The sequence below is a fragment of the Paenibacillus sp. V4I3 genome, assembly GCF_030817215.1.
In the GTDB taxonomy this organism is placed as follows: domain Bacteria; phylum Bacillota; class Bacilli; order Paenibacillales; family NBRC-103111; genus Paenibacillus_E.
The window spans coordinates 5,495,048-5,518,800 of the sequence record NZ_JAUSZA010000001.1; the positions used below are offsets into that span (position 1 = coordinate 5,495,048).

General features: G+C 40.9%; 17 protein-coding genes and 1 pseudogene. 2 read left to right on the forward strand and 16 right to left on the reverse strand.

The window, feature by feature from the left end:
• Nucleotides 1-139: 139 nt before the first annotated feature.
• The 11 genes and pseudogenes from QFZ77_RS25475 to QFZ77_RS25525 all read right to left on the reverse strand — a co-directional run bounded on the left by QFZ77_RS25475 (nucleotide 140) and on the right by QFZ77_RS25525 (nucleotide 16,254).
• Nucleotides 140-691, reverse strand: coding sequence for a hypothetical protein (locus QFZ77_RS25475; protein WP_307443595.1), 552 nt, complete (start codon nucleotides 689-691; stop codon nucleotides 140-142).
• 5 nt (nucleotides 692-696) lie between these two features.
• Nucleotides 697-1,860 (reverse strand): metallophosphoesterase, encoded by a 1,164-nt coding sequence (locus tag QFZ77_RS25480; protein WP_307443597.1) that lies wholly within the window; start codon nucleotides 1,858-1,860, stop codon nucleotides 697-699.
• A gap of 38 nt (nucleotides 1,861-1,898) precedes the next feature.
• A complete protein-coding gene (locus QFZ77_RS25485) occupies nucleotides 1,899-2,579 on the reverse strand; it encodes an SOS response-associated peptidase (RefSeq protein ID WP_307449848.1) in 681 nt (226 codons plus the stop codon).
• Nucleotides 2,580-2,747: 168 nt separating this feature from the next.
• Nucleotides 2,748-3,251, reverse strand: coding sequence for a YhjD family protein (locus QFZ77_RS25490; protein WP_307443599.1), 504 nt, complete (start codon nucleotides 3,249-3,251; stop codon nucleotides 2,748-2,750).
• Nucleotides 3,248-4,393: pseudogene (locus tag QFZ77_RS25495) on the reverse strand (DNA polymerase IV); the annotation flags it as partial. The gene QFZ77_RS25490 and the pseudogene QFZ77_RS25495, both read right to left, overlap by 4 nt.
• A 325-nt stretch (nucleotides 4,394-4,718) precedes the next feature.
• The gene (locus QFZ77_RS25500) at nucleotides 4,719-11,216 is read right to left on the reverse strand and encodes a serine protease (RefSeq protein ID WP_307443600.1); all 6,498 of its coding nucleotides are present in this window, start codon (nucleotides 11,214-11,216) and stop codon (nucleotides 4,719-4,721) included.
• Between the two features lie 3 nt (nucleotides 11,217-11,219).
• The gene (locus tag QFZ77_RS25505) at nucleotides 11,220-12,239 is read right to left on the reverse strand and encodes a ComEC/Rec2 family competence protein (protein ID WP_307443602.1); all 1,020 of its coding nucleotides are present in this window, start codon (nucleotides 12,237-12,239) and stop codon (nucleotides 11,220-11,222) included.
• Nucleotides 12,240-12,484: 245 nt separating this feature from the next.
• A complete protein-coding gene (locus tag QFZ77_RS25510) occupies nucleotides 12,485-12,979 on the reverse strand; it encodes a YhjD family protein (protein WP_307443604.1) in 495 nt (164 codons plus the stop codon).
• A complete protein-coding gene (locus tag QFZ77_RS25515) occupies nucleotides 12,976-14,244 on the reverse strand; it encodes a DNA polymerase IV (protein ID WP_307443606.1) in 1,269 nt (422 codons plus the stop codon). The genes QFZ77_RS25510 and QFZ77_RS25515 overlap by 4 nt, the downstream gene beginning before the upstream one ends.
• The gene (locus tag QFZ77_RS25520; protein ID WP_307443607.1) at nucleotides 14,241-14,612 is read right to left on the reverse strand and encodes a YhjD family protein; all 372 of its coding nucleotides are present in this window, start codon (nucleotides 14,610-14,612) and stop codon (nucleotides 14,241-14,243) included. Before QFZ77_RS25520 ends, QFZ77_RS25515 begins: the two co-directional genes overlap by 4 nt.
• 799 nt (nucleotides 14,613-15,411) lie before the next feature.
• Nucleotides 15,412-16,254 carry a tyrosine-type recombinase/integrase gene (locus QFZ77_RS25525; RefSeq protein ID WP_171650680.1) on the reverse strand — a complete coding sequence of 281 codons (843 nt, stop codon included), beginning with the start codon at nucleotides 16,252-16,254 and terminating at the stop codon, nucleotides 15,412-15,414.
• 265 nt (nucleotides 16,255-16,519) lie between these two features.
• On the opposite strand from QFZ77_RS25525, the gene QFZ77_RS25530 reads away from it, so the two are divergent.
• The gene (locus QFZ77_RS25530; protein ID WP_171650679.1) at nucleotides 16,520-16,717 is read left to right on the forward strand and encodes a hypothetical protein; all 198 of its coding nucleotides are present in this window, start codon (nucleotides 16,520-16,522) and stop codon (nucleotides 16,715-16,717) included.
• A 167-nt stretch (nucleotides 16,718-16,884) separates the two neighbouring features.
• Here the strand turns inward: QFZ77_RS25530 and QFZ77_RS25535 are convergent, their stop codons facing one another.
• Both QFZ77_RS25535 and QFZ77_RS25540 read right to left on the reverse strand, forming a co-directional pair.
• Nucleotides 16,885-17,532: a Type 1 glutamine amidotransferase-like domain-containing protein gene (locus tag QFZ77_RS25535; RefSeq protein WP_307443609.1), complete on the reverse strand. Its 648-nt coding sequence runs from the start codon at nucleotides 17,530-17,532 to the stop codon at nucleotides 16,885-16,887.
• A 219-nt stretch (nucleotides 17,533-17,751) separates the two neighbouring features.
• Nucleotides 17,752-18,234 carry an SMI1/KNR4 family protein gene (locus tag QFZ77_RS25540; protein WP_307443610.1) on the reverse strand — a complete coding sequence of 161 codons (483 nt, stop codon included), beginning with the start codon at nucleotides 18,232-18,234 and terminating at the stop codon, nucleotides 17,752-17,754.
• 280 nt (nucleotides 18,235-18,514) lie between these two features.
• Between QFZ77_RS25540 and QFZ77_RS25545 the strand changes: the two genes are divergently transcribed.
• Complete coding sequence (locus QFZ77_RS25545) at nucleotides 18,515-18,802, forward strand: hypothetical protein (protein ID WP_307443612.1); 288 nt, start codon at nucleotides 18,515-18,517, stop codon at nucleotides 18,800-18,802.
• A 1,089-nt stretch (nucleotides 18,803-19,891) separates the two neighbouring features.
• On the opposite strand, the gene QFZ77_RS25550 is transcribed toward QFZ77_RS25545, so the two are convergent.
• The 3 genes from QFZ77_RS25550 to QFZ77_RS25560 form a co-directional block, all read right to left on the reverse strand.
• Nucleotides 19,892-20,086, reverse strand: coding sequence for a hypothetical protein (locus QFZ77_RS25550; RefSeq protein WP_307443614.1), 195 nt, complete (start codon nucleotides 20,084-20,086; stop codon nucleotides 19,892-19,894).
• Between the two features lie 237 nt (nucleotides 20,087-20,323).
• A complete protein-coding gene (locus QFZ77_RS25555) occupies nucleotides 20,324-21,937 on the reverse strand; it encodes a response regulator (RefSeq protein WP_307443615.1) in 1,614 nt (537 codons plus the stop codon).
• Nucleotides 21,937-23,727 carry a cache domain-containing sensor histidine kinase gene (locus QFZ77_RS25560; protein ID WP_057304619.1) on the reverse strand — a complete coding sequence of 597 codons (1,791 nt, stop codon included), beginning with the start codon at nucleotides 23,725-23,727 and terminating at the stop codon, nucleotides 21,937-21,939. Before QFZ77_RS25560 ends, QFZ77_RS25555 begins: the two co-directional genes overlap by 1 nt.
• Nucleotides 23,728-23,753: the final 26 nt, after the last annotated feature.

The window sequence follows — 23,753 nt, forward strand, 5'->3', positions numbered from 1 at the left end:
AGTATGATAGCAAAAGCTTCTAACCTGCTCATAATTGATTCCTCTTCTATTATTCGTAATTATTACCTTTAAGTCAAGAGGAGACCATATTTCCGTAGAATTTGAGCATGTTGATTCCTTTATTACGTTTCTGCTATTTCTATCTCAGAGGACTTTGCTTAACTTCGAATTTAGTAAAAAGGATCGGCCATTTCCCAACGAGCTGGACAAGAAAGGGAAATAGCTTGACCCACAACAGGCTGTTTACCCGATCGGCTGGCTTGAGTGGAAGCTCGAGTCGATCGTAGAGGATTGCCGCAGCTTCTTCGACAAGTGCTAGCGCCAGGTCTGTGGGAGCAGCTGCGTCGACTGCTTCCAAACGCGGAAGATAGTGCTGACTGATGGATTCCGATAAGTGATGCTCAGACAAGTTGTCTGAACCCATCACTTCCCCCATCCCTAAGCTGACGAGACGTGCAACGTCTGCATCGAAAGCATGGGGAATGCAGTAAATTTCCAACGCTAAGGCTGCTATATATATCTCCCTCAATAAATCGTCTTCTTTAGACTCGGATAATATGGGCTCTTTTAGGTAGGCCGCAACGACCGGTTTGACTGTATCCCAGCTATTTTCTATGCTTTTCATTGTAAACTGCATCATTGCTGCAGCTAGTTCTATGGGTGTAATTTGTTTTTTTTCTGCCTCTTGCATGCTGCTTAACCCTCTTCTCTCTCGTTACTTTTAAAATGAATGGTGAGTTCAATAATTTCTGAGCGGCTGCCTAGACGAATGGGCGGTCCCCACGTACCAAAACCTGAGGAAACGATAGCATGAAGGTTACCTTTGCGCAAGTAGCCCCAATCCAGCTCAAAGAGCCTTCTTGTTATAAGGTGATTAGGCGCCATTTGGCCTCTATGTGTATGACCTGATAGCATCACATCTGCACCAGCATCGGCTGCTTTGTCTAGGTGGTAGGGTTGATGGTCCATCACGATTATAGGTTGTCTGGGATCTTTGCCCTCCAGCAATGTAGCCAGCGCCTTACGTCCATCGTGCGTTCGCTCGGCCGCTTTGTCTTTTCTCCCAACGATGAACAGCCGTTCTTTGATATGAACGGTTTCGTCCATGAGCACACGAATGCCGATCTGATTCATTTGGTCCACGAAGGCAGGAATATGTCCGCCAATGTATTCATGATTACCGAGCACAGCGTAAATCCCTAGTGGAGCCTGAAGTTCTCGCATTGTTTTACCCATATTGTAACGGATAAATGGCTTAATATCATCGTCAATGACATCCCCCGGCAAAAGAATCAAGTCCGGTTTTAAGCCATTGACTTGCTCTACAAGCTTACGCAGATGGCGGTTTCCGACAATTGAGCCCAGATGGATGTCGGAGGCTACTGCGATGCGAAGCTGCTCCCAGTCTCCCGCTTTTTTGGGAACCGTAATGTCATATCTGCGTATAACAGGGCTCCGTGCATTATAAGAACCACGAATCATAGCGATGAGTATAATCCCTACATTTATCCAACCAAGAATAGGAACGTATGTATTTGAAGGAACAGATGCCAGATGGAACACGCCTATCGCCAAATCAGTCAACGGCAGCAGCAGAATACCAAATTGCATGATGGCAAACCAGTATGAGCCGATAATTTTCAATAGTCGGGACACGCCGGCAGGCAGCACCCGCGAGCATACCCATGCTAACAAATACGATAAGGCGACAATCCAGAAGACAATCCAATATAGCCCAGGATGAAACCAAGAACCTAGTTGGTCCGATAGAAAGACTAGGCAGTGCCAACCAATGTAGCCATTCATACCAAAGACAATAATGAATATAAGTGTGATGCTTATTGCCATACGTGCTTTCATGTTGTAACTCTCCCATTCTGTTCTCCAAGCCAGCTCTTCTATATGAGCAGGCTTAACGGCTCTATACACAGCTCATCGTCGTTACGTACATTGCCCACTCGACTCGATACGGGGTAAGCAAACATTTGATCCGCCGGATACGGTTGCAATAATGGCCGTAGCGTGTCGGTGTTTGTAATGCTGCGATCCAACCAAACCGCCTCCATCTCCCTCGGCAAAATGACCGGCATACGCTCATGAATATCCGCCATCAGTTCGTTCGCTTCCGTTGTAACGACGGTGCAGGTAGAAATGCGCGTGCCATCCGGAGATGTCCACGTGTCGTACAGCCCTGCCATACTAAAGATGCCTTTGCTGCGCAGCATAATACGCATCGGCTGCTTATGCTTACCTGTCCCTTTCCAGTCATAGAAGGAGTCCGCCGGAATCAGGCAGCGCTTACGCTCAAACGGCTTGCGGAAGGCAGGTTTGTCCGCGAGCGTCTCAGCTCGTGCATTGAGCATCTGGTAGCCTAGCTTCTCGTCCTTCGCCCACTCTGGAACGAGCCCCCAGCGCAGCTCGCCGAGCTTATTCTTCTCCCCGTCATGGACGATCGCCATGATTTGCTGTCCCGGTGCTACATTATATTTTGGGCTGTATCTTCCAGGATATTTATAATAAATATCATAATGAAGCATAAGCTCCTCTAACGTCACGGTGATCGTATAGCGTCCGCACATCTGTGCCCATCTTCTCCTTCGCATGGTTCTCCCACTCTATTAGTTCCGCAACACTCTTCCTCCATTATGAGAAAAAGAATTACTCACGTCAATTCGCGTAAGCCCGAGGGAGATTTCTCCATCGGGCTTACTGTCTTGGTCTTGCTATTATTTCGAGCTTCTCTCGTTCTACGCTTTCTGTTCATCAACTTTCGGAGCGTTATACACACTTGCTACCAGATGATCAATGTACCGTGCTGTTCGCACGCTAATTTCAGCACGCATGTAATCTTTAGCTATGATAAGCGCATCTTCATGCCCACGACATACATAACGGTAGTGAATGGCGCGGTCATTCTTTTCCTCTTCAAATAATTGAATGCTTCGCTGCATCATCTTGGTTTTAACTTCGCTTAAGTCGGCTTGTATATGCGCAGCAAGCGCATGAGCGACTCGGGCATAAAGCATTCGGAGCGTTTCGGAGGATCTCTCGATTTCACTGGCTTTTTTCTTGATCATCCCGTGCATGAGCGGCAGCAAGACATAATCTCGCATAACCCCAATGTCTTCCGCTGTGGGACGGTTGGCCGGAGCAGGTCTATCACTGCGCTGGTTCTGAAAAGCCTCTCGATGCTGAGGCAGCATCATCCTGCTGGATTCCCATAGGCCGTTTTTTTCCAATTTTTTGCTCATTTATAATGCCCTCCGATTTTGAGCGCCCTGTTCTGCGCTTGGCCGGCTGTTGTGAGCGAGGAAGCACGAACAATCGCCGCGTTGCCGAATCGGTCCTTGATGCTGTCCGTCACTTTTTCAAGCGCTCGCGCCTTGATCTGATCCTCGAAGAGGGTAAGCTGGTAGGTATCATCATCTACTAACTGGCTCAGCATGACACCAGCTCGACGTACCGGCATGGTGTCCCAGAACTTGTAGAAAAGCTTTTTCACAGCTTGAAACACCGTACTTGTATGATTCGTAGGATCAGGCATCTTCATTTGACGCGAAAAGCCCGTCGGGGCGTCGAAAGGACTGCACATACAGCTTACGGTAACAATTGAAGCCATATAGCCTTTGCGCCTACAGTCGCGGCACACCTCTTCCGTAAGCTCGAGCAGGATGGTATCTACTTCAGAGGAGTCCGCGTAGTCCCTCGGCAAAGTCATCATATGGCCTACGGACTTCGGAGGCGTATCAAACGTACCCGGCGTGACCGGACTATCATCCAGCCCGTTCGCTGTTCGCCACATGACTTCGGCGTGAATGTCCGACTGCTTGCCGAAGCGTGCGCGGAATTTATTCTTGAGCTGCGGCAGCGGCGTTCTCGCCACATCGCCAATCAAATACATACCTAGCTTGGCAAAATGGGCGGTCATTCGAGAACCGACACCAAACATTTTACTTACAGGCTGCTCCCACAAGTATTTCTCCACGTCTGATGGGTGCAGCGTGAAAATGCCACTTTCATTCTTTTTAGCCCAAATATCGGTCGCGATCTTCGCAAGTATTTTATTAGAACTAATCCCTATGCGAACCTTTACCCCCGTTTGACTGAACACCTTTAGCTGAATGGTTTTCGCAATCGTGATCGGATCTCCGAACATAGATAAACTCGCTGTAACATCAAGAAACTGCTCGTCAATACTGAAAATTTCAACAAGATCGGTAAACTCTTCGTAAATCTTGGTAATCTGCAGCGAAACATCAATATAATGCTGCATGTGCGGACGCATCACGATCAGCTCAGGACACTTCTTAAGCGCTTCACCCAAACGTTCAGCTGTGGATACGCCGTATTGCTTGGCAACGGGGCAGGCGGCTAGAATGATACCCGATCTCCTTTATCAAGACTATTTTTTAAAAAAAGTCGTATATTGCTGCTTTTTATCGTTATTTATATGTATTTAAAGATATATATATAAATCAATCTTCAATAGTCTGTATATTATGTAATAACCACTTCTACGACTTGTTTCACATTCTGTATTTTTTCATCTTTCATTTTGGCTTCTTCAAGTATAAAAGCCGTAGCATTAGCCACGGCGCAATTATTCTTCATATTTTAATCTTGTTTTGATCTTTTTCAATTTTTTACCCGGTTATCTTGACTCATTTAACCAATTTAAATAGTTCATTAATTTACACATACAATAAAACAAGTCCTTATTATGAAAGTTCTCTTTGTAAGTTTTTAAGACGACCTCTAAAAATTAATGGCATTTGCTGCAATAGAGTGTCGATTACTTGTTTTGTATAAATATTTGTATTTAGTTTTTTCACTTTTGTTAATACAGTTTCCAATAAATCCAGGAACTTGTGACATGCTTCATTCACATCATCTGACGTTGCAAGAGTAGCAAGTATTTCTATTGAAACTTGCCATTCTTCCTCATGCAAATGAAGAAGACTAATTAAATCATCTCGATATACCTCCGTGAAGTTGTTTTTTTCCACAGGAGGTAACGCTTTAATAAGATTTGAGAGAATAGCTGCTCTCTGATACAGTGAATCTCCGCGCTGATCAGGAGTAATTCGGAACTTATTAAGTATTTCTGCAACAACTTGTAGCATTCCTGTATGTAACGGTTGCTGAGAAAGTAATGAAAGATATCCAAGGGATTCTTTTGTCAATTCATTATCACTAAGAATATTTTGTAGTGCCATGTTAGCAAAAGAAACGGGTTCAAACTCGAACTCAGACAAATCCTGTTCTGCATCCCATTTTTTCACTAGATGTAAAAGTCTCATCACGTTGTTTTGATTAAACCCACTTATTAACGAATCTTTACAATTGTAAAAGGTGAAGAATACTTCATGAGCCCCTGGTATAGTTAACTTAAAGTTAATGCAATGTAACAACAACTTTTGTAAACTCGGTAAAAGCATATTCTCCAAGTCTTTTGGCAAAATATTTGTTGTTAATATTTCTACTGCCCCCCCTACAACTAATCTCCAAATAGACACCGCCTGGGGATGAGCACATTCAATAGGTTTTGTAAAGACATCTCGCAGTATAGGTTGATTCAATTTTTTCTCTGCGTACTCTTCCATAGCATTACTAAATGCAGGAATTGTAACTGGTAAATTGGATTCTTCGAATACTTGTAACATTTGGCCAGCGTATAAGTAAGACCAGATGATCCTTGTAATTTCAGAGTAAAAAGTATAGTTCTCGGAAGTAACCATGATACTATCTGCGTATTTCAATAAACTTAAGTAAAGGTTGTATTTTTCTTGGTGTGCACGTTTCTGATCACTCTCCTCGTACTCTAGTAAATCTGTAAAAATGACATGCAATAAATTGATTTGTTCCAGATCATTGCTTCCATTTGAGCATTGCAATAGATAACGAAGAATTTGTTGTTTTTGAATAGGATTAAAAGTTTTCAATGCATTTTCAATACACCATAACCGCACCTGTTCTTCTTCAAATTCCCCTTGCCTAATTAACTTTTTCATCAAACCTACAAATCCACATTCTCCACTAATCGGTATAGAACTGATCAACGATAAAACTTCTTTTAAATCGTATTTTGCGAGTAAAGAGATACAGATATTTAACCATTGTTCCTCGTCCGTATGATCTTTTGGGGGGTGTAACCAAGTTAAAAAAATATCAACTTGGCTTGGAAATAGATCTTCTTCAGTTGGTAATTTATTGCGTGAAGCTTCTAAATTGAATTTGACTCGTTCAAAAAAATAAATTGGCGATTGCATCAAACGCTCTTCTAATTCAGAATTAAATGTCGAAGATGATTGGTAACGACTCAATTCATCATTAGTGATTCTAAGGTATTTTTTTGCTAAGTCTAGCCAATGTAATCTTTGTGATTCATCACCGTGCTCAAGTTGTGCAAAAGGAACTAAAATGTTAACCCGCGTAAAGTTTCTATCTGATTCCTTTTTCCATCTAACCTCGAGTGATTGATTAATAATTCCTTGCTGAGAATGCCATAAGATTTCAAACTCATATCCTTGATAAATTTCTCTGTATGTATTTTCATTACCTCTATCAATCGCATGCTGAATCCATTGTTTCCAAACATCATGTTCAATTTCTAGTTCCAAGCTTTGTATTCGTATAGTCTTTTTGTACTTAATACCTATTTTTTCAATCCAATGAGTGTCCAACTTGTCTAAAACATCTCCAAAGACATCCTCAGGAAAATTAAAAAGCAAGGATTGTAATCTCATCAGATATACGTATTCATAAATTTCTAACTGGTCGTTATTTAAATTTTGTGTTTCATCTACCGGTACATCTTGGAAGATACTAACGATTCTGTCCAAAAACAACTTATAACTGTTAGGGATAGACTCCCAGCCCTGCCTTAGAACAGGAAATAACCAATTTAGATAACGTTGTTGATAAAGAGCCGCATTGTTTCCAGAAAACGTAAGTGCATGATAGACCAACATACTTTGAAAGAAAGCTGCTTGCTGAACAAGAAACTCTTCATTCTCGTTCTCTGGTAGACCTGTGACATCATATGGGAGAGTATGGGCATGAGTAAATAACCAATTTGAAGCGGAAATTGACCATAGCTCATCACTCTGATCATTTTGCCAAATCTCACGTAATGCGTTATTGATCATTTTATTTAATTGTGCAAGATACAATCGTATTTCTGAAGATGGTTTATTATGTAGGCTTTCTTTCCCAAGCAATGATTTTTTTGAAAGTGCCGCCGATAATGCGTAGCGTAAAGATTTAAGTTGTTTTGTTTCTAGAATATTTCCATGTGTATCGACTCTTGATTGTCTTAGCAACTGTACTACATATGCTGCGGGCGGCACATGAAATTGTACTTGACTTTGATATAGTTTATTAAGTTTACCAATGTACATAGGTGTAGTAAGAAACTTTTTTTCATAGAGATGCTCAATAATATCAATTATTGACACTATTTGTGATTGTTGACCTGTAAATACGTAGCTATTTAGGTGTCGATCATCGATCCAAACTGCGGCCGCGGCATCATAGGTTTGATTTAACAAATCCACTATTTGTAACATAATAGGAGTTGCTTCATCGTTTTCGATCGGTGCTTTTGGAAGGAATTCAATTACTTCCTCATCAGCTAGATCCCGTAATATTCGAAGAAGCCCTTCTAACCAGCGAATCGACTCTTCACGTCTCTCTTCTAACTCTTGCTGCATCTGCAAACTCTTTTTGACATCTGTTGGAATAAGGATCGTGAAATGGCTAGTTACAATTTCGAGCCAATCGTGTTTTGCTAAGACATCTAAGCAAACTTCATCCACCAACAATGGATTGCTAGCCTCAATTAACTTGTTAACCACTTCTTGCCGACCTGTAAGACCTTCAAATTGAGTACCATTTAAAGCTTCTTCTGAAAGATCACCTATACTGATAAGTGACAATAATACTTCGTGTATCTTTACTTGTAATTTTTGAAGCTCATCTGGCACTTGCTTGTCTTCATGCAGTAAATCCGTTGCAAACTGATTTGTTACAATATAGGCATTATGTTCTAATGCAGCTTCCCATTCGCGTGCATCCTGAATTACGACATCATCTGTTTTCTCAACAATTTCAGGAAGTACTATCTCTTGTACTTGTATACGCTCAAGCTTTCGTCTCAACTTCTGACGAGCGTAGTTAACAGATGGTTGATGACTTCTCATCTTTCCAAGATCAGAATGAATACAATTAATCAAATTTGGTGAAATAAGGATCCGCGAAAACCTTTCTATTAATATTGGAAATAAGTCAAGCATATGTGCTGTCAAACATGCAGAGTACTCTAGAGTAATACAGTCTCCCTGATAATTTTTTAATGTTTCGTGTCCTCGCCCACCGAATAGTAGGGGGAATGTGTATTTAATTGGTTGATCAAGATCTTTATTCGTTTGCCAAAGATTATAAAACCAAGCACCATAAGCTGAGTTCTCAGATACGAGCAAAAGTTGAATTGGGATTTTTCCGGCAGCATATAATTCATGATTTGCCCTATACCTCTCATGGTGTGCATCGCTCATTTTAAGAAGATCTGGCACACTCACTAGCTTAAGTTGTGTACTCTCTGGAAAAAGCACTTGAAATTTACTCAGCAGTTCACCGGCTTCGTTGTCATGAGATGTTGCAAAACCAATGGAGATAGCATGAAGGTAAGTTTCTTCATTTTTATATTTCTCCATTGCCTCGATTGCATAACGATATGCTTCATCAGGGAAAGTGGGCACCAGCATTTTTGTAAGATAAAAATAAACCTCTTTAGAATCAATTCCATCATATATTCCCTCTTTTAAAATCGTTATAACCTTTACAATGTCACCCAAACTCTGGTATAAAAACGAACGGGTCATTAACAACTCTTCATCAGGTGCATGTGTCCAAAGGTTATCTGCTTCTTCTATAGCAGCCTCGAGCTGTCCTAGATTTTGCAACGCCTGTATTTTCATACTTTTCGAATGGTAACTCAACTCATAGTCTGGGAAGATTTGCAGATAATTTTCTAGCGTTTCTAAGCAACCCGTAAAATCTTGAATCCTAGATTGTGCTTCGGCCAGTAACTCAACTGCTCTTACATCGGGGTATGTTTCTATCCACTTTTTCGTAGTATCAATGAGTTCTCCCCACTCATTATTCTGATAGAGAAGTCTGGCCAAATTGTAATAATCTATTCTTTTACCACGAAGTTCTACTACCTTTTTAGCCGTATGAATCGTCTCAATTTTATTGTTATGTAGCATACATAACCGCATAATTGTCTTATCACTATCACTTATACCATCATTGTTAAATAAAAATGATTCAAGAGTTTCTTGTTCTCCGACTGAAGACAGGTATTGCGCCATCAGATACGACCATTCACTTGACATATCGTTTTGAATAAATTCAATCTTGTAATCCTCAATAAGTTCCAAAGCGCTTTCAAATTTTTTCGTATTTAAGTAATACAATATCAATGATTTAATTAAAAGAACATTCGCTTCATTTCTCTGAATAGCATTGATTATCGGCTGTACATGTTCTGTTTCATTTAAAACTAGATCATTATAAATAGAATAGGAAAATGCAAATAGATTACCGGGGTCTTCCTTTAGAATGCTAAGAGCTTCTTTATCAGCCCAGGCTTTATGTTTTGGAAGTAGCGCGTAGGTCAAGAAAATAGCCAATCTGCATGAATGTTCGAGCTCAGTTGCTCCTAGCAAGTTCGCTCGATTTTTTGCTATCTTAAAAAAATCAATTGCGCTTTCCAGGTGTTTCAGTTGTTCAGCAGTCGGAATAATATCATCTACCCAAAGAGGAGGAAAAATTTGGAAACGATTAGACTGAAGGTCACTTGGAATCCCCTGCCAATATTTAATATAACCAGCTATCAAATAGTGGACTGGCATGTACTCGTCCTGGTTCATAGCTTTTTCTATTTCCCGAGTAGCTCTCTCGTACGATCCTGCCTGTAAGAAACAACGGGCTAAAGCCTGATGAATTAAAGGAGTCAGTTTCACTTTTGATTCCAATAATAGTTTCTCAACCTCAGCTCCTTTATCGTTTTTCAAAAAAATGTTAAATGCTGAAATTAGAACAGCTTCCCCATCCAATGGTTGTAATACTTTAATAGCTTGCTCGTAATCATCCTCCAAGCTTAATTTATTTGCTTGAAATATCCTATCGTCAATTAATGGGTCAAGAAACTTCGCTTTCCGATGATATTCTTCGATCTCCTTAGAATAAGTTGAATCCTCCATTCCCCATAGAGCCGCTTTTAAATAAAATTGTGCTGCGACATTGACTGGCATTCTTTCGGTTTTTATTAAAATCTTTCTCAATTCTTCCATGGCGCCTTTCCGGTCACCTATCCTTCGTTGACGGACAAACCTTTCTAACTGTTCCTCATAGACTTTTCCTATGTCCTCTTGGATATCAAGAGCAGAACTCTGATATGAGAGTGAAAGTGTATTGACTTGATTGTCAAAAACTGCTGGTTTAGTTGGGTATTCTATTTCGCGATGAAACCATTCTGCAGCATGGTTTATAGGTTCATGAAGTAATGGGGATTCAACTATTTCGAGTAGTTGATTTATTTTTTCTATTGACTCGGATATTAGTGTGCGGTAAGCAACTTCTATATGTTTAACCTCTATGAAAATTCCAACCAATGACAAATGACCTTGATCAGATTCTATGAACAATCCGGAACCGGAAAAAGCATGTAGATAATTCTTATCACCTTTTTCCATTGTCAACAATGGGTCAATTCTAAATTCTATCCTACCAGTAGTATTTGTTATTATTCCAAATAGTTTTTCCTTCGGGTTATCTAAGTACTTGCTCAACTCATCAGGATATCCACACATTGTAACTTTATGATTATATTTTGCTACAGCAATCTCGGGCGACTTAAACAAAGGTAGTTGCTCTATCTCGATTACTGCTAAATCCACATTCTCGTCGGGATGTAAATAATATTTCATAACGGTGAGTTCTTCAATTTTGCCATATGATTCATTTCTTGTTATCTTAATATCATCTTTAATAATGTTTTGAGGGTTACTCTTGGTTCCTATTAAACAATGCTTTGCAGTAATCACATATGTAATGCCGTCTGAGATGGCGCCAACGATTACACCTGAGCCATTTAACGCTTTACATGTAACTTTAACGCAAATACTATCATATATTTTATCTAAACCCATTTTTTAAACCTCCACATTATTTAAAATATATTTGCATTCGAATTCATATTGCAGATATTCTTCCTTAGAGAACATCTCCCCATAGATATTGTAATTGAATAGTAGTTCAACATTCTTTTTACTTCTAATTATTCGTCCTAGACACTCTTTGCTAGGCATACCTCTCTTACTTCCATCTGTACTTACAATATAACGTGAGCAATCTATTAGATTTAATAATTTGATACTTGTATTTTTCTTACTCGCATGATGTGATAATTTTATTACGTCTACCTTTAATTGATTTTTTTCACTATAACCCAACCTTTTCAAAGCATAAATAACATCCGATGGGAAAGCATCACCTAACATCATTATTTTCTTACCATTATAATCAAGGATAAAAGAAATGCTGCTTCGATTTAGTACAGAATTGTCCTCTTCAAAATTAAAAAGCGATATCTTATCAAGACTAATTTCATAATCATGCATCGCTCCTGCCATTTGGCGCTCTTCATCAAATTCCACTTTAAGCCCTTCTAATCCATCTGAATTTGGAGTCAGTACAGTGATAAATGCACCATTTATAGATAAGTTCATATATTGTTTGCTTCGCTGAACTAATGAATCACTTAATAGGCCTAATCTATCTAACGATCTCTCTAGAGTGTTGGCTTTGTTAACCCCCATCTCACGTGATTCATTGTCATATAAGTTAACCTCATTTGGGACCAGATCTTCAATATATCTAGAAAGTAACTTGTTTGAATTAAACCAGACTTTTTTAATCAATGATTTATCTATGTCATTATCACTGAAAAGTTTGACTATTCCTTGTAGATGATCATCATGAATATGAGTGACAACTAAAAGATCGATTGATTGCCCAGATTCAATAATAGATCTGATTTCGTTCTTTAGTTCACTGTTGTATGTTCTAGTAATTCCACCATCAACTAAAACATTTGATATTTGATCACCTTCACCAAATCGGATTAAAAAACAGTCCCCATAATTAGCCTTTAATGATTTAATTGTAAACAAAGAAAATCCCCCTCTTAAATATTTTGTGTATGCTATTAGGATTCTAATCCTATCTATAAGTTATTAAATGAAGGTATGCTCAAGCGATACTGAGTACCTCTAATATAATGTGGCGCAACCCAGTTATCATTCTAACACTACTATATCTTCAAGCAACATTCGCTGTCATTACGAATAATGAGTATCTCAACAATTTAGCCCGATGGACACATTATTCCATCGGGCTACTTCATGATCTATAATTATTACACATCTGGTTTTGCCGTGTTATACATGTTTGTTACAAGGCCATCAGCATAACGCCCAATTCTCACACTTATTTCAGCACGCATGTAATCTCTAGTGATTGTAAAACTGTCTTCATACCCCCCGTAGTTATATCTGTAGCGGATCATCCGATCATCTTTTTCCTCTTCAAAAATACGGATATTTCTTTCCATCAAGCCTCTTTTTACTTTGGATAAATCGGTATGAATGTTTTTAGCAAGCACCTGGGCAACTTTAGAATAGAGCACTCTTAACGTTTCAGAAGAGCCCTCTACCTCTCGAGCCTTTTTTATAATAATTGAATGTATGATAGGTAATAAAGCATAATCTCTCATCATATTGATTTCTTCTGTTGTTGGGCGACTATGTTGACCCGCTTTATCGCTAAGTCTGTTCTGAAATGCCTCCTTATGTTGTGGAAGCATCATTCGACTAGATTCCCACAGCCCGTTCTTTTCCAGCTTTTTGCTCATTTATAATGTCCTCCGATTTTCATCGACCTATCCGCTGCTTGCCCTGCAGTAGTAAGCGATGATGCCCTTACAATAGCAGCACTGCCGTAACGATCCTTAATTTTGTCAGTGACCTTATCTAAGGCTCTTGACTTCACCTGATCCTCAAAGAGCGTCAATTGATATCCTTCATCATCTACAAGGTTACTAAGCGTCACTCCTACGCGGCGTACCGGCATTTTATCCCAGTAACGATAAAATAGTATCTTGACGGCTTCGTAAACTGCATTCGTATTATTAGTTGGATCAGACATCTTCATTTGCCGTGAGAAGCCCGTAGGTGTTTCGTAAGGACTGCACATGCAGCTAACTGAAACAACCCAACCCATATACCCCTTACGACGACAATCTCGGCAAACCTCCTCTGTGAGTTCGAGGAGAATCGTGTCTACCTCAGTATTTTCAATGTAATCTTTCGGCAAAGTCATCATGTGGCCGACAGATTTAGGAGCTGTATTAAAAGTGCCAGGTGTGACGGGAGAGTCATCTAAGCCATTCGCGGTTCTCCACATGACTTCAGCATGAATATCTGATTGCTTCCCAAAGCGAGCACGAAATTTATCTTTAAGACGCGGTAGCGGTGTTCTGGCAATATCGCCGATTGTGGTCATTCCAAGACGAGCAAAATGTGCTGTCATACGCGAACCAACACCGAACATCTTATTTACTGGTTGTGGCCATAGCAATGATTCGACTTCAGTTTTTGATAAGGTAAAGATGCCACTTTCATTTTTCTTTGCCCAAATATCAGTTGCAATTTTAGCAAGCATTTTATTAGAACTTATACCTACTCTTACCCATACTCCTGTTTGACTGAGAACCTTTTGCTGAATTGATTTAGCAATCGTTATAGGATCTCCGAAGATGGGCAAACTCGCAGTAACATCCAAAAACTGCTCGTCAATACTAAAAACTTCAACAAGATCTGTAAACTCCTCATAAATCTTCGTTATCATCAGTGAGACATCAATATAATGCTGCATGCGCGGACGCATAACAACGAGATCTGGGCATTTATTTAAAGCCTCTCCTAGACGCTCTGCTGTAGTTACTCCATAGCTTTTTGCAATCGGGCAAGCGGCCAGAATTATTCCTGATCTACGTTCAACAGACCCGGCCACAGCAACGGGTTTATTTTTACATCCCGGGTAATCTGCTTTTTCGACACTGGCATAAAAACTCTGACAATCGGCGAGAAATATAACCTTTTCACCTTTTCTATTCATCCTAACCGCCTCCGCATTTTCATCAGCATGGTCATTAGCTCTGCTTTAACCAAACTCCTCAACATTGTGAAATGGTGGATATAACCGCGAACTTTATATTCAACATTAATGCCCAGTGAATTCATTTCTGTGTTCAAAACTTTAATATCCTGTGTTCTCATTTTTCTTTTAATGCTTTGTAACTCGGGGTAAATCGAATGTTCAACTTCTTTAAGATAAAAAAGGACATGATTGTACACAATTTTATCCCTATAAATTTTCAGTTCATCCATATCTCTTGCTAACATATCCAGCAAAATGGGCAGCAATGTGTACTCCTTGATGATTTGAACATCCTCTTCAGTTTCGATTCTTGGATTAATACTCATAATCACACCACCATAATGCGAACATTTATTCGTATTTTATATTATATACCGAACATGTATTCGTTATGCAAGTGAATTTTTGGGATTTATAATTTAAAGATTGCTTTGGTTTTTCATCCTTTAAAATTAGAACGGTTATTTATACAAAAGAAAGCTGCCATCACACTTAGACGGCAGCTTTCGATCATGGTTATCTCACTACGATTTGATTCTATTTATGCGTCCACTTAATTAGGTAAACCCCTTTGTTAGCAAGGGATGGTTTCAAAAACTACAACACCACAAGGCTGCCGCGGGATGATCGGCAACCTCATTGTGTCTATATCCATTAAATAAAAATGCCGCAATTACGACTGCTAATGCAAGTATGATGTTCCTATCGTCCGACAAAAGAGAGTGCAATCATCCCTCCGGTTGTTAGACTTCTCGATATATAATTAATCCCACACGAACAGGGCTTTCGTTTAATCCGAAAATCAAAGATCTTCGATAAAGCATATAATTCAATTTGTGTTTCGACCTTATTTCATGTCTTTGGGACAATTAAACAGAGCTCCGCATTAGTAGTAATAGTACAAGACCTATTCAAAGCATAGGAATGAATGAGATTAATGATGATAGCCGCTAGCATTCTTCGAGTTCAAATTACCCATGCTACAAAGGAACATCGTACAACAGCGATCGAAAAAATGCTGATATTGATGCAAATCATAAACGGATTTACAAAGATACCTGCTTTGCAATCACACAGACAATTTATACGCATCATAGCTACTTTTCCGTTAGCTACACATGGATCCTAAAAATAACGTCGATATAATTCTCTCCGTCGTTCACCCCGCAACTGAGCATAAATTTGAGTGGTTGATGCTTTCTCATGCCCAAGCATCCCTTGTATAAACTCCAATGGTGCACCGTTATCTAACAGTTGACAAGCATAGGTATGCCGAAAACGATGTGGGTATACATTTGCAGCTACTTCACCTCGCGCTGCCAACAGTTTTAATGAGTGACGGATCGTTGGGATACTCAAACGGCGGATAGGATGGCTTTCGGTGACAAACAACGCTTTACTGGAATCCTCACGACTCTCAAGGTATCGTTTTAACCACACCTTGCACTCTGTCGTAAAATATACTTCCCTCTGTTTGGAACCCTTACCATTTACAATGGCCGAGCAGTTTTCCCAGTTGATGTCTTCAATATTTAATTTCTGTACTTCGCCGACACGGCAACCCGTACAATACAGAAATTCTAGAAGAGCATGCTCACGTGGTGAATGACAGGAAATCTTGAGATGGATAACATCTTCTTCAATCAGAAATTTGGGAATTCGTTTGTCCATCTTTGGTTCTCTCAACTTAAGGGATGGATTTTTAGGAATATGGCCTTCTTCAAAAGCAAAACGAAAAAGAGAACGTACAAATCGGATCCGATGTCCTAAACTGCTTGGTTTTAATCGCTCTGTTTGTTTGGCCAAATAGTCTTTTAGCTGATTTAAAGATACCTCCTCGAGTTCGAGATTACCCATTTCGCGGATCAACATCTTTAACTGAAGTGAGTAAGCTTTTAATGTGTGAGGACTGAACCCCAATATTCGTTTATCGGTTTCATACAGTATCCATAGCTCGTCTAATTTCATAGCAAAACCCTCCCAATTCATCTAATAATTCTAGTTTTACTAGAATCGGGAGGATTTAATCTGTCTAAATCATCTTTTTCAAAATAATTAAGATAACACGCAGTTTGAATCTAAGTGCCCATGAGCTTAATAACAAAATCTTAGCAACATATTCGAAACTGACTGTTAAAAATATTTCATAACTTCTCGAGATTTACTGTAAATAATTTCATATTTATGAAATAATGTAATGATAAATTATTTTATTTCATAAAGGGAGATAACAATGCCAAAACAACGTCAACTAATAGAACCTTCAGACTTTGAACGAATGCGTGTATTTCAACAGCCAATCTCAATCTTTTTACAAGGTGAACTTATAGGTGAGAATGTAATAATTCAATCTCATGATGAAGAACTTGTATTAAGCACCATTGGAGAACGGTACGTTAAGGCAAATTGTCAATTTCTTAGTAAAAGATAATTCCAATACTATACTCATAATCATAGAATATAGTTATCACTAAGAAGAATAAACCTAATAATAAAAGGTCAGTCTGCTGATGCAAACTGACCTTTTGTTATTCAACTATCGTTCTCCGATAGCGTAATCAAATGAGGCGTAGAGTTAATGCTGATAGTTGTCGTTTGTTACGTTATTTTCTCGATTACCCCACCATTAAAGTAAATAGCTTCGTTATCAGTAATTCTTTCAACTTCATGTTGGTACAATTTTTCAAATTCTTGTATTCTAGTTTCATGAGTTTTTTCGTGCGGAAATTTATTATTCGTTCCATAATGTGGGAAAATAACAAGTTGGATTAATTCAAGTGCAGTAAGTTCATTCAAACCAAGATGATTAAACTGTGGAGTAAAGTGGTCCACTATACGTATATCGGGTCCTAAAACCACGGTTCCTGCACTTATCCCCACAAGTACTGTACCTTTGTTACTCAACTCTTTAATTATCTTGTCTGCTCCACTCGACTTTAGATGATGTAATAGGTAATAAGGATTCCCACCACTCAAACATATGACGTCATAGTCATACAGTTTTTCTGCATTCTCAAACTCAATGTCTATAAAATCACTTTTTTGAAATCCCATGGATTCAAAAGCCTGTTTCGCTTTAATGGATACCGGAGCAAGTGATTTAAGTCGGCCATGAGCCGTTGGAATAATAGCAGCAGTCGATTTATTTGGACTTTGATCGATTAGACGGAGTAATGCTTCTGTAATCTTTGAAGTAGTAAATCCATCAGAGGTTAACAACATTTTTCTCTTACTTTCCTTATCCATAATTACCCTCTTCTCAACGTTTTTCCTAATACTGACATTGCTTACTGATTCACCATGCCGATACACCAATAGTTATAAAATAATTCCATGCAAAATTTCATTATCCTGCCCGTTACTTCAACAGACAACGGCAGCCGATCGTGCGCCGGCTGCCGTCATGTCGTGAATGAACTATCGTTCCTCGTTAGCTTAATAACTTGAAGTGAAATTCCACATTCGTTAGATTATTGCATTCTTAAACAAAGAAGAAAGGTTATTTGTTAATTGAACTTTAGTAAAATCATCGTGATATAGACGAAATACTCCTGGATTATCGTTTGAGCTTAATTTGATAAATATAGGGTCTCCGCTCCCGTGGGAGCAACTAGCTACAAAAACGTATCCATCTTTTAATGCTGATATTCCAGGTTCACATTCGGTGCTCTCAACAATTATATCGTTCACACTACCCCACATCATATAAGAAATCCCGTCGTAATCTTCATCTGGTTCATCTTCCTGAACACCAAACTCCGCATCAATTAAAGGAACGGTTGTGTAAAGTTCGATGTACCATTTTGGCAATTTCATCTTTAATTTTCTTTCTAACACTACTATGTCACTTTCGTTTGCTGTTTTACCAATAAAATCAGGATATTTTAACTTAATTCTATCCACTAACATCTTGGCTTCGAAAATAATTTCATTTTCATTATTTGTCATTATTCAATCCCCCCACAGTAAACATTTAAACCTTGTTGTTATTTTAGTCTGCTTATCCATAAGAAATCATCCCTTTTATTGTCATTGTATCCAATTCAGGGACTGAAGAAAACTGCCCGTTAGCGTGGAAACGGCAGCCGATCGATCATTGGCAGGCTGCCACGGTCTCTCTATCAGCTATCGATCCCAGTTAACTTAATAATCGGCCACATTCTCCGAATAGTTTCCATAAATTTTACAAATAATACCATAAAACTAATTTAGAGAGGATGATTAATTTTTGAGAAAATCATTATTGATGCTGGTTTTAGCCTTTCTATTCCTTAATTTAGCCCCTAATACTGCAGAAGGCAATCAGAGTAATCCACTCACTCCTGAAGAGAAGTCTTTCCTGTGGTATAAAGATTTTGTAAGCTCGTGTCTAGGACCGAACATTATGGAATCGATTAAAATGGAGTATAACATCTCTCAGGGGGGCTACGGCTATGAAAATAGATATGAGAAAAATAAAATAAGTTACGGGCTGCAAGAGGGATATGATGGATTTGTTATTGTTGTTTATGTATGACCTAACGATGTTGATCACCTTGATCGATTAACTTTTTATGTAAAACCCCAACTAATCCAATATGGAAAAGGTATCAAATTATTGAAGTATGAAAGAGCAGTCGATTCGTAATAAATTAAATAAGTTCAATCGAGAGAGTAATATCTTTTATTGCTCGCTTTAACGAAACCAGGTAGCAACTGCCGTGTGGCGAATTGCTACCTGGTTATTGCGCTAACGGTAACAATAGGTAAGCATTTGATGTCATCTCCAGCTTTTCCCCTGCTCCACACCGGACGTGCCAGTTTCCCGGCATCCGGCGTTCCCTCTAACTGAATTTACTAAATCATAAGTTCCTCGTTACTCAAGGATATTGACGTTTTGTCATCCTAGTAGCTTGCACTGTGGCATCCATTGATGTTCCCACGTTCCTACCTGATCGGTGCAATTCACGCTTGGAAAACAATTTTTCTTTTCAGTTAGACTTGGGGCTGTTCCTCCACTCCCATTACAGGAGATTCACCAGTCGCGCCCCTGCCCTCACAAGGATTAATGTATTTCGGCATGTGCCTTATAACAACCGTTTTGGGTAACAGCCCTTGTTGCAACGTCCCTTGCTTTCCAAGTCCCTTACATCCTAGCTATTCTTTCTGGACTTAGGTGCTTCCTCTAAGCCTGTGAGACCAATGCCGCCATTGTTTGGCATAGCGTATTTCATAGGAAAAATTCTTACTCTACGCCGCTCACCCCATCATTTGATGGTGCATATGTTTCCATATGCTCTAACTTTAGACCTGTACATTCGGAAGTTCGTCAGTTCAGTCTGTTTGAACATTCTCACCATATCCAGTTTTTCAGCCGCGCGGCATATCCGTTAGCATACCTTTTCTATTCGAATGGCTCTAGCCTTCGTTCTGCCGAATCTACCTGTACTTCACACCACATGACCTGTTAGTCATGACGCGCGCAGGAGTATTGGCGGAATGGTTTCGGGATACATGGTTCCGTCATTCCCATCCTCGGTTGTAAAGTTAAGATTACTCATTGCAATCTCCTGCTTTTCACGAAGTTAGTCGCTTATAGCAGAACTTGTCATACTTTTCCGTTAGCTCAATCAACTTTCTCTTTTTGAGCCCTTTGGGTTTCTCTAAATGAACCGAACATGCCTGTAAAAAGCCCGATTAACCCAATAGTAAATCCATATCCAGAAGAACCTTCAAAAGCTAACAAAACAATTACTCCGAACAATGTTATATGAACACCTAAAAGTTGAACTTGAAGAGCACTTGGATTGATAAAGTCCATTAATACCACCTGCATAAAAGATTACAATAACTATTAGAATTAGAACGATTAATCACACTAAGCTAAAACTAACCATCTTGACCCTCTCCTCTAAAAAATTTAAACAAATGTTTTCAACCACACCATTCCCTAAGAATCTTCTTAAGTATATTCGTTTAAAGTGATTTTTTTCCTACATATGTGTTTTTGAATTAGCCTAAACCTCTACCAAGCAAGCTTAACGTAATATACAAGCGATCACTCCTCGTAGTGATAATCTCTGAATTCCTGTGGCGTGGTGCCTACCATTTTCTTGAATAGGAAGGTAAAATATGCCGCAGTCTGAAAGCCGACACGTTCCGCCACCTCGTAAACCTTGATATTCGGATCCCCGAGCAGTTCCTTCGCTTTGGCCATCCGTGCCTCTTGCACGAATTCCGAGAGGGTCTGGCCCGTTTCCTTCTTGAACAGAACACTTAGATAACTGGCGTTCAGATGGAACTGTTCGGCTAATTGCTTCACCGTCACGTTATCCTGCAGATGTTCTTCCAGATAGCGCGAAATCTTATGGACGAGGTTATGCTGCTGCCTGGTTTGCTCCTTCTGCTTTAACACGCTATATTGGTTCAGATACTCCAGAACTACTCCCCTGATCTCTGTCGCGTTGGTGCAAATGATCAGTTTCTGCCATATCAGGATGTTCGATTCCCCATCGGAATCCTTGGTCCGCTTGATCTTACGCGCCAATTCGCTGATGAGTCCCATGCCGAATGCCTGCACATACGAGAAGGACACCGGCTCCTGTGTTAACAGCATGTCGAAGGCATGGTCGAAATATACAACGGCATTGCCGCTGTCTCCCTTCTCCAGCATCTTGACGATCTCGGGGATGTATTCTTCGCGTAGCCGAAAGTCGCGGTATTCGGTCATTTCCCCCCTGTCGAAATAGAGGAGTTGGCCTGGACCGGCCAGTCTGCCGTTGGCCATCATGTATTTGACTTCCTTGTACAATAGCGGAATCTCTTCCCAGCCGAGGCATTCCCTGCTGATTCCAACGGTCACCGTTGTGTTATACTGCTCCCTTAGCACGTCTTGTATAAAGGCTAGCTGCTTTTCCAGCTTGGCGCGGTCTAGCGGGGAGGCATTCAGATAGATGACCGCCGCTTCGTCCACCCCTGTCTTGCCAAAGTATGTCCCTGTGAATCCGGATAAACCCACCTTGACGATTTTCATCAGCCCTTCGCTGAATACAACCCATTCCCTAGCATCGTGCGCGTTGGAAGGAGTAAGCCTGTCGTATCCGAATAAAAAGAGACTGGTCTGCCAATTCCTTTCCGGCAGCTCAAGTAGACGTCGCCAGGATTCCAGCAACTCCACACTGAGAATCCGCCCCTCGATCAGGTCGTTGACGAACCGTTCCTGCAGAACGTCGAGACTGCCGGTCACCTTTTCTTTCAGGGCGGTAGTCTCCCGTTCAATCCGAATCCTTTTCTCAATTGAATCGCGGAACGCGGCTAGCTTCTCCTCTAGCTCCTGCGTCTTGATGGGCTTCAGCACATAGGCCTTGGCCCCGAGATGAATGGCCTCCTGGACAAATTCAAATTCGTCATACCCGCTGATCATCACGGTTTGCATGGACTGCAGATGCGGATAATCCGATTTGCACTTGGCCAACAACTCAATCCCCGTCATCCCGGGCATCGACACATCCGTAATGAGAACATCCACCCGGGTATCGGCCATAATCGCAAGCGCCTCCTCCCCCGACTCGGCGGTCACAGGCTGATGGTATCCCAATTTTTCCCAATCGATATGGCGAACAAGCCCTTGGATATGCATCGGCTCGTCATCGACGATTAATGCCTGGATCATCACTCATCACCTCGTTTAAGTTCGGGACGTATTTCGCAAACTGGAATTCGAATGGATACGGACGTCCACTCGCCCTCAATGCTGTCAATGGAAAAATGCCCCTCCAGCCCGAAGTACAAGTTCAGCCTTTCGCGGATGTTGTTCATGCCGAACCCGTTGCTTGTACCGGTATGGGTGCCGGCTCGGATGGCCTCCAGCTTCTCGGCGGGAATCCCCTTCCCGTTATCAAAGATAAAGAATTGAACCGTGTCTTCCACCTGTTGGATCGAGATTTGAATAAAGGCATCTTTTCTCTTCGTTATGTTTCCGTGCAAATAGCTGTTCTCCACAATCGGCTGCAGGAGCAGCTTGATGGTGTACAAATCGAGCACCTCGGTTTTCACCTGCCACTCCACGTGTACCAGATCCGGGTAACGTAACTTCTGGATTTCGACATATGCCTTTAAATGCTCGAGTTCGTCACGAATCTTGGTCACATTGACCCGGTTGTTCAACGCAATCCGATAAAAGGTTGTCAAGGCGTCGATGGTCCGGACCTGCAGCTCATCCTGCATGTCCATGGCACGCCAACGGATCAAACTGAGCGAATTATAAATGAAATGGGGATTGATTTGCGCCTGAAGCGCTTTGAACGACTGCTCCCGCTCCTGGATTATGGCTTGCGTATGCTCTTTAACAAGCCGGCCCAAACGGTTGGACATGGAGTTAAACAAGATCTCGATCTCCCCCAATTCGTCGTTGTCCCGGTTCTTCACCGTAACCTCAAAATCCCCGTTGGAGACATCGTTCATCCGGACTCCTAATTTGCGAATCCGCCATATCACGTTTTTGAGCACCGTCGTGATCAGAAAGATCGACAAGAGTAGGAAAAAGGCGATTCCCCATCCTACCGTATAAAGTATCCGAGTGGATTGCTCCTCCAACCGGTTCAGGTGCACCAAGGCTGCAACAGTCCATTCGGAGTTGATTTTCTGCGTAATCAGGAGTTTCCCGTTGCTGGGGGAACCCATGGCACCAGGTTTATCCCAATACTCCTTGAGCGGTGTACTGGCAAGCCGGTCCCCGATCTCACCGGGGTCCGTGGATGCGATGATATTGCCGTTCTCGTCCACGATAAATAGTTCCCCCGCCCCTTCAAAGGGGTGCTCGAAAGATTCCGAGAATACTACGTTGTAGTTCAGCAGCAGGTAAACAACCCCATAAATGTTCCCGTAAGTATTTATGATCTTGTGGGAAACAACCAGTCGGGTCTTGTCATCCAGGGCGTTGGACCAATTGAGATTCCCTGGAGAATGGAGGTTGTTTTCATACCAGACCTTCTCGGTTATTCCGGAGAGCATCCGATTTTCCGGTTTCCACAAGAGTCCGCCGTCCTGAACCAGAGTCCCATTACTATGGTAAATGCGGAAATCCTCAATGCCAGGCAAATATTTGCTCGTGAACAGAAAAGAGCGGTCCACATATTGGACCGTCATCAGCTGCTCCTCCATATCCGCGTAGTCCCGAGAAAGGCGGGAGATCAACTCACCGTCAGTCGCTGTACGGATGGCGAGCAAATCGTAGCTTTGCTTCCGGAATTCGATGCTTTGTGCGCTTTGACGGACCGCTTCCTTGATGGTCAGCATATAATTCGCCCTTACAATGTGCAGAGCCAGGTAACCGGCACCGACGGCCAAGAGAACCGTGGGAATGAACACAATCAGACTGTAGAATAGGACGATTTTGCTTCTTAAGCTCATGTAACGGGTCAAACGTATGACCGATTTCTCAATAAGATGTTTGATCTTCATAGCTTTCCCCTTCCATGAACTACAAA

Bases quoted from the DNA above. Each gene is read 5' to 3' on its own strand.
- QFZ77_RS25475 (WP_307443595.1), bottom strand. From the start codon at position 691: ATGCAAGAGGCAGAAAAAAAACAAATTACACCCATAGAACTAGCTGCA.
- QFZ77_RS25480 (WP_307443597.1), bottom strand. From the start codon at position 1,860: ATGAAAGCACGTATGGCAATAAGCATCACACTTATATTCATTATTGTC.
- QFZ77_RS25485 (WP_307449848.1), bottom strand. From the start codon at position 2,579: ATGTGCGGACGCTATACGATCACCGTGACGTTAGAGGAGCTTATGCTT.
- QFZ77_RS25490 (WP_307443599.1), bottom strand. From the start codon at position 3,251: ATGAGCAAAAAATTGGAAAAAAACGGCCTATGGGAATCCAGCAGGATG.
- QFZ77_RS25500 (WP_307443600.1), bottom strand. From the start codon at position 11,216: ATGGGTTTAGATAAAATATATGATAGTATTTGCGTTAAAGTTACATGT.
- QFZ77_RS25510 (WP_307443604.1), bottom strand. From the start codon at position 12,979: ATGAGCAAAAAGCTGGAAAAGAACGGGCTGTGGGAATCTAGTCGAATG.
- QFZ77_RS25515 (WP_307443606.1), bottom strand. From the start codon at position 14,244: ATGAATAGAAAAGGTGAAAAGGTTATATTTCTCGCCGATTGTCAGAGT.
- QFZ77_RS25520 (WP_307443607.1), bottom strand. From the start codon at position 14,612: ATGAGTATTAATCCAAGAATCGAAACTGAAGAGGATGTTCAAATCATC.
- QFZ77_RS25525 (WP_171650680.1), bottom strand. From the start codon at position 16,254: ATGAAATTAGACGAGCTATGGATACTGTATGAAACCGATAAACGAATA.
- QFZ77_RS25530 (WP_171650679.1), top strand. From the start codon at position 16,520: ATGCCAAAACAACGTCAACTAATAGAACCTTCAGACTTTGAACGAATG.
- QFZ77_RS25535 (WP_307443609.1), bottom strand. From the start codon at position 17,532: ATGGATAAGGAAAGTAAGAGAAAAATGTTGTTAACCTCTGATGGATTT.
- QFZ77_RS25540 (WP_307443610.1), bottom strand. From the start codon at position 18,234: ATGACAAATAATGAAAATGAAATTATTTTCGAAGCCAAGATGTTAGTG.
- QFZ77_RS25550 (WP_307443614.1), bottom strand. From the start codon at position 20,086: ATGGACTTTATCAATCCAAGTGCTCTTCAAGTTCAACTTTTAGGTGTT.
- QFZ77_RS25555 (WP_307443615.1), bottom strand. From the start codon at position 21,937: ATGATCCAGGCATTAATCGTCGATGACGAGCCGATGCATATCCAAGGG.
- QFZ77_RS25560 (WP_057304619.1), bottom strand. From the start codon at position 23,727: ATGAAGATCAAACATCTTATTGAGAAATCGGTCATACGTTTGACCCGT.